Genomic DNA, 14,096 nt, shown 5'->3' with positions numbered 1-14,096 from the left:
ATTTCTTCAACGTGTGTTATAATTTTTTATTCGTAGACGGTTTTTAGCTAAGTCCGGAGAAGATCTCGCTAAAAACGCAAAACTTCCAGAATCTACAAACTAACGGAAATCGAAGGTGAATTTGTTGGATAACATTTTAGGCGAAGGCTGGCAGGTGACCCCTGCTGGCGGAGCGACAGGCGAAGCATACTTAGCTCAATATGGAGACGAGAAATTATTCCTAAAACGGAACTCCTCGCCTTTTCTGGCTGTTTTGTCGGCGGAAGGAATTGTACCGAAACTTCTCTGGACCAAGCGACTTGAGAATGGAGACGTTATTACAGCCCAAAAGTGGTTGCCGGGGAGGGAACTGAAGTCCTATGAAATGAAGCAGCCGCGAGTGGCGCAAATGCTTTATAAAATACATCGGTCTTCAGAACTTCGAAGGATGCTCAACCGGCTAGGGAAAAAGCCTCTCTCACCTGATGTGATTTATCTTGATCTATTGCAGAAGTTTGAGAATCATCATCGGAGAGACGTGGAAGTGATAAGAGCCCTTTCGTATTTAGCTGCAAATAAGAATGACCTTGAACACGTCGAAAAAGTTGTGTGTCATTGCGATGTCAATCATAACAACTGGATGTTTAGCGAAGAAGGGAATCTCTATTTGATCGATTGGGATGGAGCGGTAGTGGCAGATCCAGCTTTGGATATTGGGATGCTTCTATACTGGTATGTGCCAAAAGAAGAATGGGGAGAATGGCTCGGTCATTATGGGCTTGAAAATACAGAAAGCCTTCGCCACCGCATGTATTGGTATGTGGTAGCGCAGACCTTACTGTCCATTTATTGGTATGATCTTAAAGGCTTAGACGGGGAAGTTGAATTCTGGAAAAGGGATTTAGAAAATTTGAATCATTATCGACTTATTGATACCGATCAATAGTATCGACCCACTGGCTAATATGAGGCTGGTGGGTTTCTATGTGGTTTAATAAATTTGTTTCTGTCGCACCTGTTACACTATATTGCTCAATTTGATTGAGGATTTGTTTGATTTCTGGTGCAATGCCATTATTTTGTTGCAGGGAATTGGCAAGGCGCTGAATTTGCTCACACTCTGAAGTTGTTCCAGAGCAATCGGTTTGATGATTTTTGAGAATATCAGCGAGTATAAAAAGCTGGTCGCGATGTGATAGTGGCATAATTGTTCCTCCTTATTTGTACTATTAGATAGCGTGTACATGTGTGTAGGAATTATGCCGGTTGAATAATGAAAAAACACGGATTACTCCGTGTTTTGAAATGAAAAGTTTCTTTTATCTGCTTTTGGAGATGTTATTTAGTGTCCCCTTTTGCTCCCCAGCCAAAAAGTGCAACCACGGAAACGACGATGACAATCCAGGGTGCCCACATCATAAGAAAGTGCTCCATTTATTCATCCTCCTCCCTGACTCTAGCATAACCGATATTATTAAATGTTTCTGGTTTGCTTTTCAACAATCTTGTTACTTTTACATACCCCCTCCTTCGCCTTTCTATTCTTAAGAATTCATGGTAAAATGTCGTTTGTGTAAAACGGTGATTAGGTGATTAGATGATAAGGAAGTGAAAGTATGCGTCAACGCAATAAGCCATGGGCAGAAGATATGTTTGCAAAGAATCCTCAATTCGTTCCGACGAACCCTACTGATCGTAAAGGAAATTGGAAAGATGTTTTCGAAAATAGTAATCCGATACATTTAGAGGTTGGAACGGGTAAAGGTCAATTTATAATTGGTATGGCCAGACAGAATCCCGATGTGAATTATGTTGGTTTAGAGCTTTCATCAAGCGTAATGGTGTCAGCATTAGAGAAATTAATTGAAGAAGATGTTCCAAATGTTCGTTTGTTGAATGAGAACGCACAAGATTTAAGCACCATTTTTGAAGAAAATGAAGTCAGTCGAGTATATTTGAATTTTTCTGATCCGTGGCCCAAAAATCGTCATGAGAAAAGAAGACTTACCAATAAGACATTCCTTGATCTTTATCGGAATGTTATGAAACCAAATGGAGAGGTTCATTTTAAGACAGATAATCAAGGGCTTTTTGAATATTCTCTTCATAGCTTCTCCTTATATGGGATGATACTTAATCAAGTTAGCCTTAACTTGCATCAGAGTAATATGGAAGATAACGTGATGACGGAATATGAAGAGAAGTTCTCATCAAAAGGTAGTCGGATCTATCGATGTGAAGCACAGTTTAGAAGTTGAGTCGTTTAAATGCGGCTCTTTTTTTGAATATTATTGAAAGCGGTTTCTTTTAGTGAGAAAATGAAACTAATCTTATAAAGGTGGGATTTCGATGGAGCAGTTACAAGTTGGGAATTTATCCATTACATGGCTTAGAGGTGGTGTGACTCATATGGATGGGGGCGCGATGTTTGGAGTTGTACCAAAACCATTGTGGAGTAAGCGGTACCCGGTAAATGAAAAAAACCAGATTGAGCTTAGAACAGATCCTCTCCTTTTACAATGGCAGGGCAAGAACATCTTAATTGAATCAGGGATTGGAAAAGACAAATTAAGTGAAAAACAAAAAAGAAATTATGGAGTTGAAGAAGAGTCAGATATTCATGGGTCCCTTGAAAAACTTGGACTATCTGTTGAGGAAATTGATATTGTCTTAATGACGCATCTTCATTTTGATCACGCGAGTGGATTAACAGAGCCAGATGGAGATGGATATAAACCAACGTTTCCGAATGCTGTTATTTATGCTTCAGAGGTAGAGTGGAACGAAATGAAGGAGCCAAATATTCGTTCGAAGAATACATATTGGAAAGAAAACTGGGAAGCGATTCAAAACAAAGTTCATACATTTAAGGAATCTTATGAAGTCATTCCAGGCTTGAATATGTACCATACAGGAGGACATAGTGATGGACATGCGATTATTATTATGAATGAGGGCGAAGAGCGACTGATTCATATGGCAGATCTTATGCCAACTCATGCCCATCAGAATCCTTTATGGGTTCTTGCATACGATGATTATCCGATGACATCGATTTATGAGAAAGAGAAATGGATAAAAGATGCTGTTGATCAAAATTCGTGGTTTATTTTTTACCATGATGCGATTTATCGTGCTTTAAAGTGGGATAAGGAGTACAACGTGACGGATGAAGTAAAACGAAATGTGTGATAGTAAGGGGACTGCTAAATGGCAGTCTTTTTTTTGTTCAAATAAAGCTTTGTTCAAAGTGTAATGATAAGCAATTGTGGTTGATAGAAAGTTTCGCATGATCATTTGTGATTGTTTTTGGTTGTTTTTGAATAAAATTGAACGAAAATGATTGACTGTTGAAAGTGCTTTCATTATAATGAGGTTAGAAAGTAGGTGATGAATTGTTAAATGCTGAACGTCATTTCATCATTTTACAAGTTCTTAAAGAAAAAGAAACGGTTACGGTACATGATTTGAGCGATGCAACTGGAGCTTCAGTTTCAACTATTCGTCGTGACCTTGTCCAACTGGAAGAAGAGAATAAGCTAAAGCGAGTACACGGCGGAGCATCTCTTTTTCACTCGAAGTGGACAGAACCGTCGCTTGGTGAGAAATCAACACAGAATTTGACCGAAAAGGAAAAAATCGCTTCTTACGCCGCTGGATTAGTTAAAGATGGTGACTGTATTTTTCTTGATGCAGGGACAACGACTCAGAAAATTGCTGAGTTTTTATCTGACAAACAGGTGATGGTTGTGACTAACGGATATCCTGTAATTGAGAGTCTTCAAGGAGATAGAATAACCACCTATGTGATTGGTGGGAAGTTCAAATCAACAACAGGAGCTATGACAGGAGCAAAGGCGCTTGAAAGTATTGAAACATATCGGTTTGATAAATGTTTTATAGGTATAAACGGTATTCATGAAACGTTAGGGTATACAACAGCTGACCCTGATGAAGCCATTATCAAAAGAGCAGCGATTAAACTATCGCGCGAACCATACATTATTGCAGATTACTCGAAATTCGGAGAAGCGGCATTCAGTAAGGTGGCTGATCTTGAAGCATGTGCCATCATTACGAACGAAAATTCTGAAATGCTCTTAGATAATATTAGTAAACAAACAACAGTAGAAGTGGTGAAAATATGATTTATACAATTACATTAAATCCATCAGTTGACTATATTGTTCGACTGGATGACCTTAAAACGGGGCTTGTTAATACAGTAGATGAAGAAACAAAGATTGCCGGTGGTAAAGGCGTTAATGTTACCAAAGTATTAAAACGACTTGGACACGATTCTACAGCGTTAGGATTTGTAGGCGGTTTTACAGGTCAATTTATTGAACAATCACTAAAAGATGAAAGCCTACATCCTCATTTCATCCATGTTGAAGGTGATACGCGAATTAACATTAAGTTAAAAAATGGTGAGGAAACTGAAATTAATGGACTATCCCCAATGATTTCTGAAGGAAATGTTAAGAAATTACTTCAACAACTTTCACAAACTGTCGCGGGTGATATCGTCGTAATGGCAGGTAGCGTGCCGACTAGTATTGATCAGAATATCTACTCTAATATCTTGAAGTCCTTACCAGACGGAGTGCAGGCTATTGTAGACACCAAGGGAAAAGCATTGGAAGAAGCCGTGAAAGCAAAGCCATTCCTAGTGAAGCCGAATCATCACGAACTTGGCGATTTGTTTGGAGTTGAAATAACTTCAGTGAAAGATGCAGTTGAATATGGTAAGAAAGTGCAACAAATGGGAGCAATGAACGTGATTGTCTCAATGGCCGGTGATGGTGCTGTGCTTATTACATCTAATGAGATTCTTTTCGGAAATGTCCCGGTCGGTAAAGTACAGAATTCAGTTGGAGCAGGGGATTCAGTCGTGGGTGGTTTTCTAAGTAAATATATTGAAACTGAGAATTTGAAGGAAGCATTCCAATCTGGAATTGCAGCAGGCAGTGCAAGCGCATTTTCAACAGGCTTTTGTACAGCAGAAGAAGTACAAGAATTAAGAAAGCAAATTAGGGTTCAGACTTATGAAGAAATGGGAGGTCGAGGTATATGAGAATCACAGAATTATTAACAAAAGAGACAATGATTCTGAATCTTGAAGCGGATTCAAAAGATCGTGTTATTAATGAGCTATCTGAAAAACTAGAGAGAGCAGGCAAATTACAGGACCTTAACGCGTTCAAAAAAGCGATACATGCGCGTGAGAAAGAGAGTACGACTGGTATTGGAGAAGGTATAGCCATTCCTCATGCCAAAACAGCAGCAGTAAAGGCACCAGCGATTGTGTTTGGACGTTCTAATGCGGGTATCGATTATCAGTCTCTTGACGGTCAGCCGGCGCACCTGTTCTTTATGATTGCTGCGACTGAAGGTGCAAACCAAACGCATCTAGAAGCGCTATCAAGACTATCTTCATTCTTAATGGATAACGAATTCCGTAAAGGGCTTCTTGAAGCAAGAACGGAAGAAGAAGTTTTGCAAGCATTTGATCAGAAAGAAGAAGAAAATGCTGATGAAGAAGAAGTAGAAGAAACAACTGAAGTTACTGGGAAAATATTAGCTGTTACAGCATGCCCTACAGGAATTGCTCACACGTATATGGCTGCGGATGCGCTGAAAGCGAAAGCATCTGAAATGGGTTATAGTGTCAAAGTTGAAACAAATGGATCTGGAGGCGTGAAAAATCGTCTAACTGATGAAGAAATTGAAAAGGCACCTGGTATTATTGTTGCTGCTGATACGAAGGTAGAAATGGAACGTTTCAAAGGAAAAAAAGTAATTGAAGTTCCAGTGGCAGAAGCAATCCGGAAGCCAGCTGACTTGTTGAAGCAAGCAGCAAATGGCGATGCGCCAGTCTATCAATCTTCAGGATCATACGAAGATCAAATCAGTGAGAAGAAAAACGAAAGAAAAGGAAAGCAATCAGCTTTCTACAAGCACTTAATGAACGGTGTTTCGAATATGCTTCCGCTCGTAGTTGGTGGCGGTATTTTGATAGCCCTTTCATTTATCTTTGGTATCAATGCTGCAGATCCAGATGACCCAAGTTACAATGCATTTGCAGCAGCACTTAGCACAATTGGCGGTGGAAATGCCTTTGCCCTTATGATTCCAGTTCTTGCAGGATTTATTGCAATGAGTATTGCCGATCGTCCTGGTCTTGCTCCTGGTCTTGTTGGTGGCTTGATGGCTTCTACAAACGGTGCAGGGTTCCTAGGTGGACTCATTGCTGGTTTCCTTGCTGGTTACGCTGTTCTTCTTTTGAAAAAGCTTTTCTCTGGACTACCACAGTCTCTAGAAGGGTTAAAGCCAGTCTTGCTTTATCCACTGTTTGGTATTTTTATTACAGGGATTATTATGATGTACGTTGTAATCGAGCCAGTTGGGGCTCTGAATACAGGGCTTGAGAACTGGTTGAGTGGTATGGGCACTACGAATAAACTCCTTCTTGGCTTAATACTAGGAGGAATGATGGCGGTAGATATGGGTGGTCCAATTAATAAAGCGGCCTTTACGTTTGGTATTGCGATGATTGATGCAGGTAATCTGACGTATCATGCAGCGATTATGGCAGGCGGTATGACACCACCACTTGGACTCGCACTTGCAACAACACTATTTAAAAATCGATTTAACAAAACTGAGCGTGAAGCAGGAAAAGTAGCGTATGTGATGGGGGCTTCATTCATCACAGAAGGCGCAATTCCATTTGCAGCAGCAGATCCAGGCCGAGTGATTCCTTCCATTATTGTTGGTTCATCTGTTGCAGGCGCATTAACAATGTTGTTTAATATAGCATTACCAGCACCGCATGGCGGAGCGTTTGTTATCTGGTCTGTAAATAACATCTCATTAACTCATATTCTTCTCTATATCCTTGCCATTGTTATTGGTACAATTATTACGGCATTGATGGTAGGGATATTGAAGAAATCTAAACCACAAGTGCAAGCATAATAATTAGAGGCCCCAAAAGGGGACCTCTTTTTTGCTATATTAATGGAAAAGCAAATCGAAATTCATATAAGTAAGGAAGAAAATTCATCATTTAAAAAACTGAAGCGAACCTTTTTTACCACAATATTGTAATAATACAGTCTTGATGAGAGGTTGTGAGAGGGCGTGAGAAGCGATATACATCGATCTCATTCACGTAGTTTACGTTGAGATTCGAATGATAGCGTTTTCACTATGTATCTTGCACGTATGCTTATTTCTTGCTTCATAAAGGTTGAAGCGTGGTGGATGCAGTGTTAGTATAAATGACCGTAGATGATTTTTCGGAAATCCAAAGGAGGCAATCATGCTAGAAAATAAAACCGTAACGTTTATCGGAGCGGGTTCAATGGCAGAAGCAATGGCTGCAGGAATGATTGAGTCAGGTACTATTGAACCTGAACGTATTATTATGACAAACAGAAGTAATGAACAACGTCGTCAGGAACTTATGGAGAACCACGGCGTATTGGCGACTCAAAGTATAGAATTCGCAGTTCGTGAGGCTAATGTTGTTATCCTAGCAATGAAGCCAAAAGATGTTGAACGTGCACTTGAAGGAATTGAAGATTTCATTTCAGATGATCAACTTCTCTTATCAGTTCTTGCTGGCGTGCCATCATCTTATATTGAGGATCAGCTCGATGGAGAGCAACCAGTGATCCGCGTTATGCCGAACACTTCAAGTATGATTGGTAAATCTATTTCTGCCCTAGCAGCAGGAAAACATGTAAATGATGAGCAGGTGTCAATTGCCCGCGCACTTATTCGTTCTATTGGCGAAACAGTCGTGATCGAAGAAAAACAAATGGACGTATTTACAGGTGTTGCTGGAAGCGGACCGGCTTACATTTATTATGTTATTGAAAGTTTAGAAAAAGCAGCAATTGAAGGCGGTATTGAAACGGAAACAGCAAGGAAAATGGCTGTTCAAACTGTACTTGGTGCTGGAATGATGGCAGAGCAATCAGAAGACTCTCCAGCTGATCTTAGAAAGAAAGTTACTTCACCAAATGGAACAACTCAAGCGGGTCTTGAGGCATTGTATGAAAATGGTGGAGGAGAAGCTTTTGAAGCCGCAGTTGAGAATGCGGCAACACGCTCAAAAGAAATCAGCAACGAGTTTAATAAAAAACCTGTTATTCAATAAGAATCGGTGCATACCGGTTCTTTTTTTTGTTGTGCTCGTTAGTATCCCGTTTTTATGCTAAATCATATGAGATAAAAGGAAACTTATATAGCCGTTTTGAAATCGGGAAAAAGGGTATGGGGCTATAAAGTTAGAACCAGAATCTATCCTCTGCTTCCTCGTATTGGATGTTTTTTTCTATAAAATGTTAGTAGAATAATAGATGGAATATGATATGATAAGAATTGGATAATTTGTTTGATAGAGGAGGAAAAATGATGAAAAAAGGGATTTTTGCACTTATTGCTGCGTTTTTGATCGCATTACCTTTCGCGAATACTGCAGCACAAGCTGAAGCTGATGTTAGTGGTGATGTAAAGAAGGGTGTTGCGGGTTACCTTGGGGAAGAGCATTATGACTATGATAAAGGTTCTCTTAAAGTTGTAGATGCTGAAAATCTTGAAGTTGATAGCTCGGCAGATAAGGACTTTAGTAAGGTTTCTATGATGCTTGTAGAATTCACGACAGTTCGTGACAATATCTTCTTTGAAGATCATACTCAGGTCCTTTTCTATGACACTGAAGCTAATGCTATTATTCCAGACTCAAAAGTATTAGACATTGAAAAAGCAAAAGAATACAAAGACAGTCATGCAGACGTAACGGGTGAGCATCTTCATATGAGTGTTATTCTAATTCTAAGTGCGATAATGCTTGTTGGTCCAGCACTTCTTGCTTATCTATGGTCAAAAAATAAGTATTCAACTCTTCGTTTTAAATTACAAAATAATGTATACGATACGAATACTACTTTCTAATTAATGAATGTATGTTACCCCCTTGCGGTTCTTCCGCAAGGGGGTTTTAATGATTCAAGACTTCAAAAGGAAGTCCCAAGAAGCCTAAAGAGTTAGTCTTCTTATTGAGCTTGTAATTCTACTAGTGTTCCTGTTTCAGCATCAACCATAAATTCAAGCTGTTGGAGCTGTCCTTCTTTTTCACAAGTTAGTCCACCAGCATAGACTGTGAAGGGGAGGTCGAACTTTTTTACTGAATCCGTTTTCATGTGAATCCATGAACCTTTGACAGTATAAGTAGATTTGACAGCTCCCTTCACAGCTTTTAGTGCCTTTTCAGGTGATATATACGTTTTTTTAGAAGCAATCGTTGAAGTAGTAATAGCTGCTGCTCCAGCTCCAATAAGCGCTCCAATTAATAGATCTCTTGTTTTCATTACTATGATTCTCCCTTCCTTTAATGGACGATTTATTTTCCATCTTCAGTATATCTGAAGTTAGCTCTCTGACCAAATATTTCTATAGAAAATCCGTGACACTAGCAACAATTATCTAGATTCGATACAATAGGAAAGGAATAGAGGAACGATGGAAGGGGATACATATGGAAAAAGAAACTCTCTCGTTATTTAAAACATTAACTGAATTACAAGGTGCTCCTGGTTTTGAACATGATGTTAGAAAATTCGTGAAAAGTGAGATTGGCAAGTACACGGATGAAATTATTCAAGATAATCTTGGAAGCGTTTTTGGAGTTAAACGAAACAATGGCCCACGCATTATGGTAGCTGGCCACATGGATGAAGTTGGGTTTATGGTTACATCAATTACTGAAAATGGGATGCTTCGTTTTCAAACACTTGGTGGATGGTGGAGCCAGGTGCTTCTTGCTCAGCGTGTTCAGGTTATGACCAAAAATGGTCCTATTCCTGGAGTTATTGGTTCGATCCCTCCACATTTGCTTGATGATGCTACACGAAACAAGCCAATGGCTATTAAAAATATGCTCATTGATATTGGTGCGGATAACAAAGAAGACGCAGAAAAAATTGGTGTCATGCCTGGACAACAGATCGTACCGGTATGTTCATTTACGCCTATGGCAAACGAAAAGAAAATCATGGCAAAAGCTTGGGATAACCGCTATGGTGTAGGTCTTGCCATTGAGCTGTTGAAGGAGCTTCAGAATGAAGAGCTTCCAAATGAGCTTTATTCTGGTGCTACAGTTCAGGAGGAAGTAGGTTTACGTGGGGCACAAACAGCGGCAAACATGATTAATCCTGATCTTTTCTATGCTCTTGATGCTAGTCCTGCCAACGATATGACTGGAGATAAAAATGAATTTGGCCAGCTTGGTAAAGGGGCTCTCCTGCGTATTTATGATCGATCAATGGTTACTCATCAGGGGCTAAGGGATTTTGTGCTTGATACAGCGGAGAGCAACGAAATTCCTTATCAGTATTTCATCTCTCAAGGTGGAACTGATGCTGGACGAGTGCATTTATCTAATAACGGAGTACCATCTGCAGTAGTGGGAATTTGTTCAAGATACATTCATACGTCTTCATCAATGATCCACGTAGATGATTACGCAGCAGCAAAAGAACTATTGATTAAATTAGTGAAGTCAACAGATCAAACTACAGTAGATAGCATTAAAAGCAACGTGTAAGTGAGAAGGGGCCAAAACGGCTCCTTTTCTTATGAGATCTTTTAAAAAATGGTGGAGGGAAGATGTATGGATAAAGTTGCAATCGGGTCGACAAATCCTGTGAAAGTTAATGCAGTCAAAGCTCACTTTAAAGGTGAAGTAGTGGGGGTGAGCGTTGAGTCAGGTGTCGCTGACCAGCCTTGGGGTGATGAAGAAACACTTCTTGGTGCTAAACAAAGAGCAATAGCTGCAATGGAAAAAGGGCATTCGACAATTGGTATAGGTCTTGAAGGCGGAGTACAGATGGTAGGGGAGCACTTATACGTTTGTAATTGGGGAGCACTTGTAGATGAGATAGGGAATGAAGTAGTAGCCGGTGGTGCAAGATTTCCACTTCCTGAAGAAATAAAGAAGAAGTTAGAACTAGGGGAGGAATTAGGTCCTGTTATTTCAGATTATGCGAGACGAGTCGATGTTAGCAAAAAAGAAGGCGCCATTGGTGTTTTTACCAATGGCGCCGTTACAAGAACTGACATGTATGAACAACTAGTTTCTTTACTGGTCGGTCAATATCAGCTGGTGATTCGTTAATTTGTTTCTAAAATATAGGACAGGGCTTTTAGTGCCTGATCAGTATTTTCCACTGTAACTTGAGCTTTGTTCGATAGCTCCTTTAAAGGATGGTGCAATGATTCAGGGCGAACTAGAATAAGTGGTTTGCCAAGGGTGATAGCTGTAGCAGCATCCATTGCACTGTTCCATTGTTTGTAACTTTCACCAAATAGTGCGAGGACAACATCTGATTTTTCAAGAAGAACTTGAGTTCTGAGATTATTGATCTCTGAAGCTGCTTCATCCTTCATAATAGCATTAGGCTGATTGCCTTTAATTTCTTCGCCAATGGCGTCAGAACGCTCATGATTTTCCATGGGTCCTACGAAGTGAATAGGTAATTCCAGTTTGATTGCTTTTTCTTTTAATTCATTTCTCCAGTTATCGTGAATTTGTCCAGCAAGATAAACAGTTAAGTCCATTTGTAGTCCTCCTTTAATTTGATACCGGTATTATTGTAGCATGGCTTTTTCACATATTCCCAGTAAAGTGAATGAGTAAAATCTTTCTCGATAGTAGGAGGTTAAATTACAATTTCTGTTTGAATAAGGAAAAATGAAGATACCCGTTAGTTCTGAAACCTTAATCAAACGTGGTAAATGAGAAATTTGTGTATACTAAGTAAGGATCAACAGTCTGGAAGGAGAAAGTAATGAACGGATTTTTGCAAAGGAAAGGCGTAACTCTATCACCACGAGTCTATTTTATTACAGCTCTAAGCTACATGGCTCTTGGTCTATTTTCATCGTTAATTATTGGATTGATACTGAAAACGATTGGAGGGCAAATCTCATCGTTATCATTTCTTGTTCCAATTGGTGAGCTTGCGATGAGTTTAATGGGACCAGCGATTGGTGTCGCTGTAGCGTATGGTCTACAAGCCCCTCCGCTTGTTTTATTTGCATCGCTTCTAGCGGGTGCAGCGGGTGCTGAGCTTGGTGGTCCAGCAGGTAGTTACGCTGCAGCGATTATCGCAGCGGAAGCGGGCAAACTTGTTTCGAAGTCAACTAAGTTAGATATTATCGTAACGCCACTAATCACTATTTTTGCAGGTTATGGAACGGCAGCTCTTATCGGACCTGGCATTCAAACATTACTGACTAATTTTGGTTCACTCATTATGTGGGCGACAGAGCAACGCCCGATAATTATGGGAATCATAGTAGCTGTTCTTATGGGACTAGCTCTTACGGCTCCGATTTCTAGTGCGGCCATTGCAATCATGCTAGGATTAGAAGGCATTGCTGCAGGGGCAGCTACAATTGGTTGTGCAGCTCAAATGGTTGGTTTTGCTGTAAGTAGCTACCGAGAGAATGGGGTAGGAGGTATCGTTGCTCAAGGAATTGGTACTTCTATGTTACAAGTTGCGAATATTGTTCGAAACCCATGGGTGCTTCTTCCACCTACGCTCGCTGGCGCCATTCTTGTCCCGATTGGCAGCGGTTGGCTGTCGATGTTAAATAACCCTTCAGGTGCAGGTATGGGGACGAGCGGCTTTGTTGGACAAATCATGACATTAAACGTTATGGGTACCGGAGGAAATATTTGGACAGCTATTCTTCTATTGCATTTTATTGGACCAGCTATTATAAGTCTGCTAATATCCGAGGTAATGAGAAAAAAAGGACTCATTCGTCTAGGAGATATGAAAATTAATACCGATTAGTATTAGGAGGTTTATCATGAAGAAATTTGTCAATCATGAAGAATATTTACAAGCAATTAAAGAAGGGAAATCGGTTTTGTTATTTTCCGCAGATTGGTGCCCCGATTGCCGCGTAATCGAACCGTTTCTTCCAGATTTAGAAGAGAAATACTCTGAGCTAGATTTCTATTACGTTGATCGTGATGATCATATTGAACTTTGCCAAGAAATGGATGTTTTTGGCATCCCGAGTTTTGTAGCCTTTAATGAAGGTGAAGAGACAGGAAGATTTGTAAGTAAGATGAGAAAAAGCAAGGAAGAAATTGAGGAATTTCTTACAGAAGTTAAGTAATTTCGTACAAAGCTATGCTTGGCATAGCTTTGTTTTTGTATTGGTTTATTTCATGGTATGATAAAAGAACATCTCAATTATAGGTGGTGAAAATATGGAACCAAAAGAATTAAAGAAATTGCTCGAAAAAAGTCTTCAACAAGAAGATCGTGAGCTTACATACAATCAAAAGGAAGAAAAACTTAGGGTAGAAGATAGTGCAACAGGTAAAGGAATCAGTCTTGGATTAAAGGGGCTGTCCGCTAAGTATGAAGAGCGAGGCGAAAAGATACTAGATGAAGTCGTTCATCATGTAGAAGAAACGTTAAAAGTAATGAGAGAGAAGCAAGAACTTAATGGCAAAGAAAACCGCATTTTTCCAGTCATTCGCTCGGGGTCATTTGCTTCTGAAACGGAAGCTGGCGTTCCGTTTGTTTTTGAAGAACATACGGCGGAGACAAGAATCTACTATGCACTTGATCTTGGTCATTCTTATCGCTTGATTGATGAGGAATGGTTAAAGAAGGAAAATTGGACGAAAGAAGCTTTGCATGAAGTGTCATTGTTCAATTTAAGAGGGTTATCTACTGAAGTAAAAGCAGATACGGTTGCAGGAAATACATTTTATTTCTTGAATACTAACGACGGCTATGACGCAAGTAGAATTCTTAACGATTCATTATTGGAACGCATGGAGAAGAGTGCGAAGGGTGAATTAGCGGTAGCTGTTCCTCATCAAGATGTCCTGATTTTTGCTGATATTGAGAATGAACAAGGTTATGATGCGCTTGCACAGTTGACCATGCATTTCTTTTCTAGTGGACTCGTACCAGTAACTGGACTTCCCTTTATGTATGAAGATGGAAAATTAGAGCCGGTATTTATTATGGCGAAAAACAAACCGAAAAAATAACTGTTTGATAAAAGGAGTA

At 39.8% G+C, this 14,096-nt stretch carries 17 protein-coding genes; 13 read left to right on the top strand and 4 right to left on the bottom strand.

The window, feature by feature from the left end:
- Nucleotides 1–115: 115 nt before the first annotated feature.
- On the top strand, nt 116–925 hold the full coding sequence (locus tag Q4550_RS10000; RefSeq protein WP_194219227.1) for a phosphotransferase family protein: 810 nt from the start codon (nt 116–118) through the stop codon (nt 923–925).
- On the opposite strand, the gene Q4550_RS09995 is transcribed toward Q4550_RS10000, so the two are convergent.
- Together Q4550_RS09995 and cydS are read right to left on the bottom strand one after the other, a co-directional pair.
- The gene (locus Q4550_RS09995) at nt 906–1,184 is read right to left on the bottom strand and encodes a YtzH-like family protein (RefSeq protein ID WP_226614789.1); all 279 of its coding nucleotides are present in this window, start codon (nt 1,182–1,184) and stop codon (nt 906–908) included. The genes Q4550_RS10000 and Q4550_RS09995 overlap by 20 nt on opposite strands.
- A gap of 133 nt (nt 1,185–1,317) precedes the next feature.
- On the bottom strand, nt 1,318–1,413 hold the full coding sequence (gene cydS, locus Q4550_RS25160; protein WP_371018339.1) for a cytochrome bd oxidase small subunit CydS family protein: 96 nt from the start codon (nt 1,411–1,413) through the stop codon (nt 1,318–1,320).
- Nucleotides 1,414–1,595: 182 nt separating this feature from the next.
- On the opposite strand from cydS, the gene trmB reads away from it, so the two are divergent.
- From trmB to Q4550_RS09960, 7 genes are all read left to right on the top strand, one after another.
- The gene (gene trmB, locus Q4550_RS09990; protein WP_303532262.1) at nt 1,596–2,237 is read left to right on the top strand and encodes a tRNA (guanosine(46)-N7)-methyltransferase TrmB; all 642 of its coding nucleotides are present in this window, start codon (nt 1,596–1,598) and stop codon (nt 2,235–2,237) included.
- Nucleotides 2,238–2,328: 91 nt separating this feature from the next.
- Entirely contained in the window at nt 2,329–3,171 is an 843-nt protein-coding gene (locus Q4550_RS09985) for a YtnP family quorum-quenching lactonase (RefSeq protein ID WP_283153854.1), read from the top strand.
- A 203-nt stretch (nt 3,172–3,374) separates the two neighbouring features.
- Nucleotides 3,375–4,127 (top strand): DeoR/GlpR family DNA-binding transcription regulator, encoded by a 753-nt coding sequence (locus Q4550_RS09980; RefSeq protein ID WP_283153855.1) that lies wholly within the window; start codon nt 3,375–3,377, stop codon nt 4,125–4,127.
- Nucleotides 4,124–5,056: a 1-phosphofructokinase gene (gene pfkB, locus Q4550_RS09975; RefSeq protein WP_303532256.1), complete on the top strand. Its 933-nt coding sequence runs from the start codon at nt 4,124–4,126 to the stop codon at nt 5,054–5,056. Before Q4550_RS09980 ends, pfkB begins: the two co-directional genes overlap by 4 nt.
- Nucleotides 5,053–6,960, top strand: a complete 1,908-nt coding sequence (locus Q4550_RS09970) for a PTS fructose transporter subunit IIABC (protein WP_303532254.1) — start codon at nt 5,053–5,055, stop codon at nt 6,958–6,960. The genes pfkB and Q4550_RS09970 overlap by 4 nt, the downstream gene beginning before the upstream one ends.
- A gap of 346 nt (nt 6,961–7,306) precedes the next feature.
- Nucleotides 7,307–8,149 (top strand): pyrroline-5-carboxylate reductase, encoded by an 843-nt coding sequence (gene proC / locus Q4550_RS09965; RefSeq protein WP_194219234.1) that lies wholly within the window; start codon nt 7,307–7,309, stop codon nt 8,147–8,149.
- A gap of 257 nt (nt 8,150–8,406) precedes the next feature.
- A complete protein-coding gene (locus Q4550_RS09960; RefSeq protein ID WP_283153858.1) occupies nt 8,407–8,946 on the top strand; it encodes a hypothetical protein in 540 nt (179 codons plus the stop codon).
- A 101-nt stretch (nt 8,947–9,047) separates the two neighbouring features.
- Here the strand turns inward: Q4550_RS09960 and Q4550_RS09955 are convergent, their stop codons facing one another.
- Nucleotides 9,048–9,362 carry a hypothetical protein gene (locus Q4550_RS09955; protein WP_303532251.1) on the bottom strand — a complete coding sequence of 105 codons (315 nt, stop codon included), beginning with the start codon at nt 9,360–9,362 and terminating at the stop codon, nt 9,048–9,050.
- Between the two features lie 167 nt (nt 9,363–9,529).
- On the opposite strand from Q4550_RS09955, the gene Q4550_RS09950 reads away from it, so the two are divergent.
- Nucleotides 9,530–10,597: a M42 family metallopeptidase gene (locus Q4550_RS09950; RefSeq protein ID WP_303532249.1), complete on the top strand. Its 1,068-nt coding sequence runs from the start codon at nt 9,530–9,532 to the stop codon at nt 10,595–10,597.
- A 66-nt stretch (nt 10,598–10,663) separates the two neighbouring features.
- Nucleotides 10,664–11,167 carry a DUF84 family protein gene (locus Q4550_RS09945; protein WP_303532247.1) on the top strand — a complete coding sequence of 168 codons (504 nt, stop codon included), beginning with the start codon at nt 10,664–10,666 and terminating at the stop codon, nt 11,165–11,167.
- Here the strand turns inward: Q4550_RS09945 and Q4550_RS09940 are convergent.
- The gene (locus Q4550_RS09940) at nt 11,164–11,610 is read right to left on the bottom strand and encodes a YtoQ family protein (RefSeq protein ID WP_194219239.1); all 447 of its coding nucleotides are present in this window, start codon (nt 11,608–11,610) and stop codon (nt 11,164–11,166) included. The genes Q4550_RS09945 and Q4550_RS09940 overlap by 4 nt on opposite strands.
- 230 nt (nt 11,611–11,840) lie before the next feature.
- On the opposite strand from Q4550_RS09940, the gene Q4550_RS09935 reads away from it, so the two are divergent.
- The 3 genes from Q4550_RS09935 (at nt 11,841) to Q4550_RS09925 (ending at nt 14,077) form a co-directional block, all read left to right on the top strand.
- Nucleotides 11,841–12,854 (top strand): PTS sugar transporter subunit IIC, encoded by a 1,014-nt coding sequence (locus Q4550_RS09935; protein WP_303532243.1) that lies wholly within the window; start codon nt 11,841–11,843, stop codon nt 12,852–12,854.
- A 16-nt stretch (nt 12,855–12,870) separates the two neighbouring features.
- The gene (locus Q4550_RS09930) at nt 12,871–13,185 is read left to right on the top strand and encodes a thioredoxin family protein (protein ID WP_303532242.1); all 315 of its coding nucleotides are present in this window, start codon (nt 12,871–12,873) and stop codon (nt 13,183–13,185) included.
- Nucleotides 13,186–13,279: 94 nt separating this feature from the next.
- Nucleotides 13,280–14,077 carry a DUF1444 domain-containing protein gene (locus Q4550_RS09925; RefSeq protein ID WP_303532240.1) on the top strand — a complete coding sequence of 266 codons (798 nt, stop codon included), beginning with the start codon at nt 13,280–13,282 and terminating at the stop codon, nt 14,075–14,077.
- Nucleotides 14,078–14,096: the final 19 nt, after the last annotated feature.

The organism is Anaerobacillus sp. 1_MG-2023, from assembly GCF_030547345.1.
Lineage (GTDB): Bacteria > Bacillota > Bacilli > Bacillales > Guptibacillaceae > Guptibacillus > Guptibacillus hwajinpoensis_B.
Note: the sequence above shows the minus strand (reverse complement) of the source record. Positions and strands in the feature narration are given on the sequence as shown.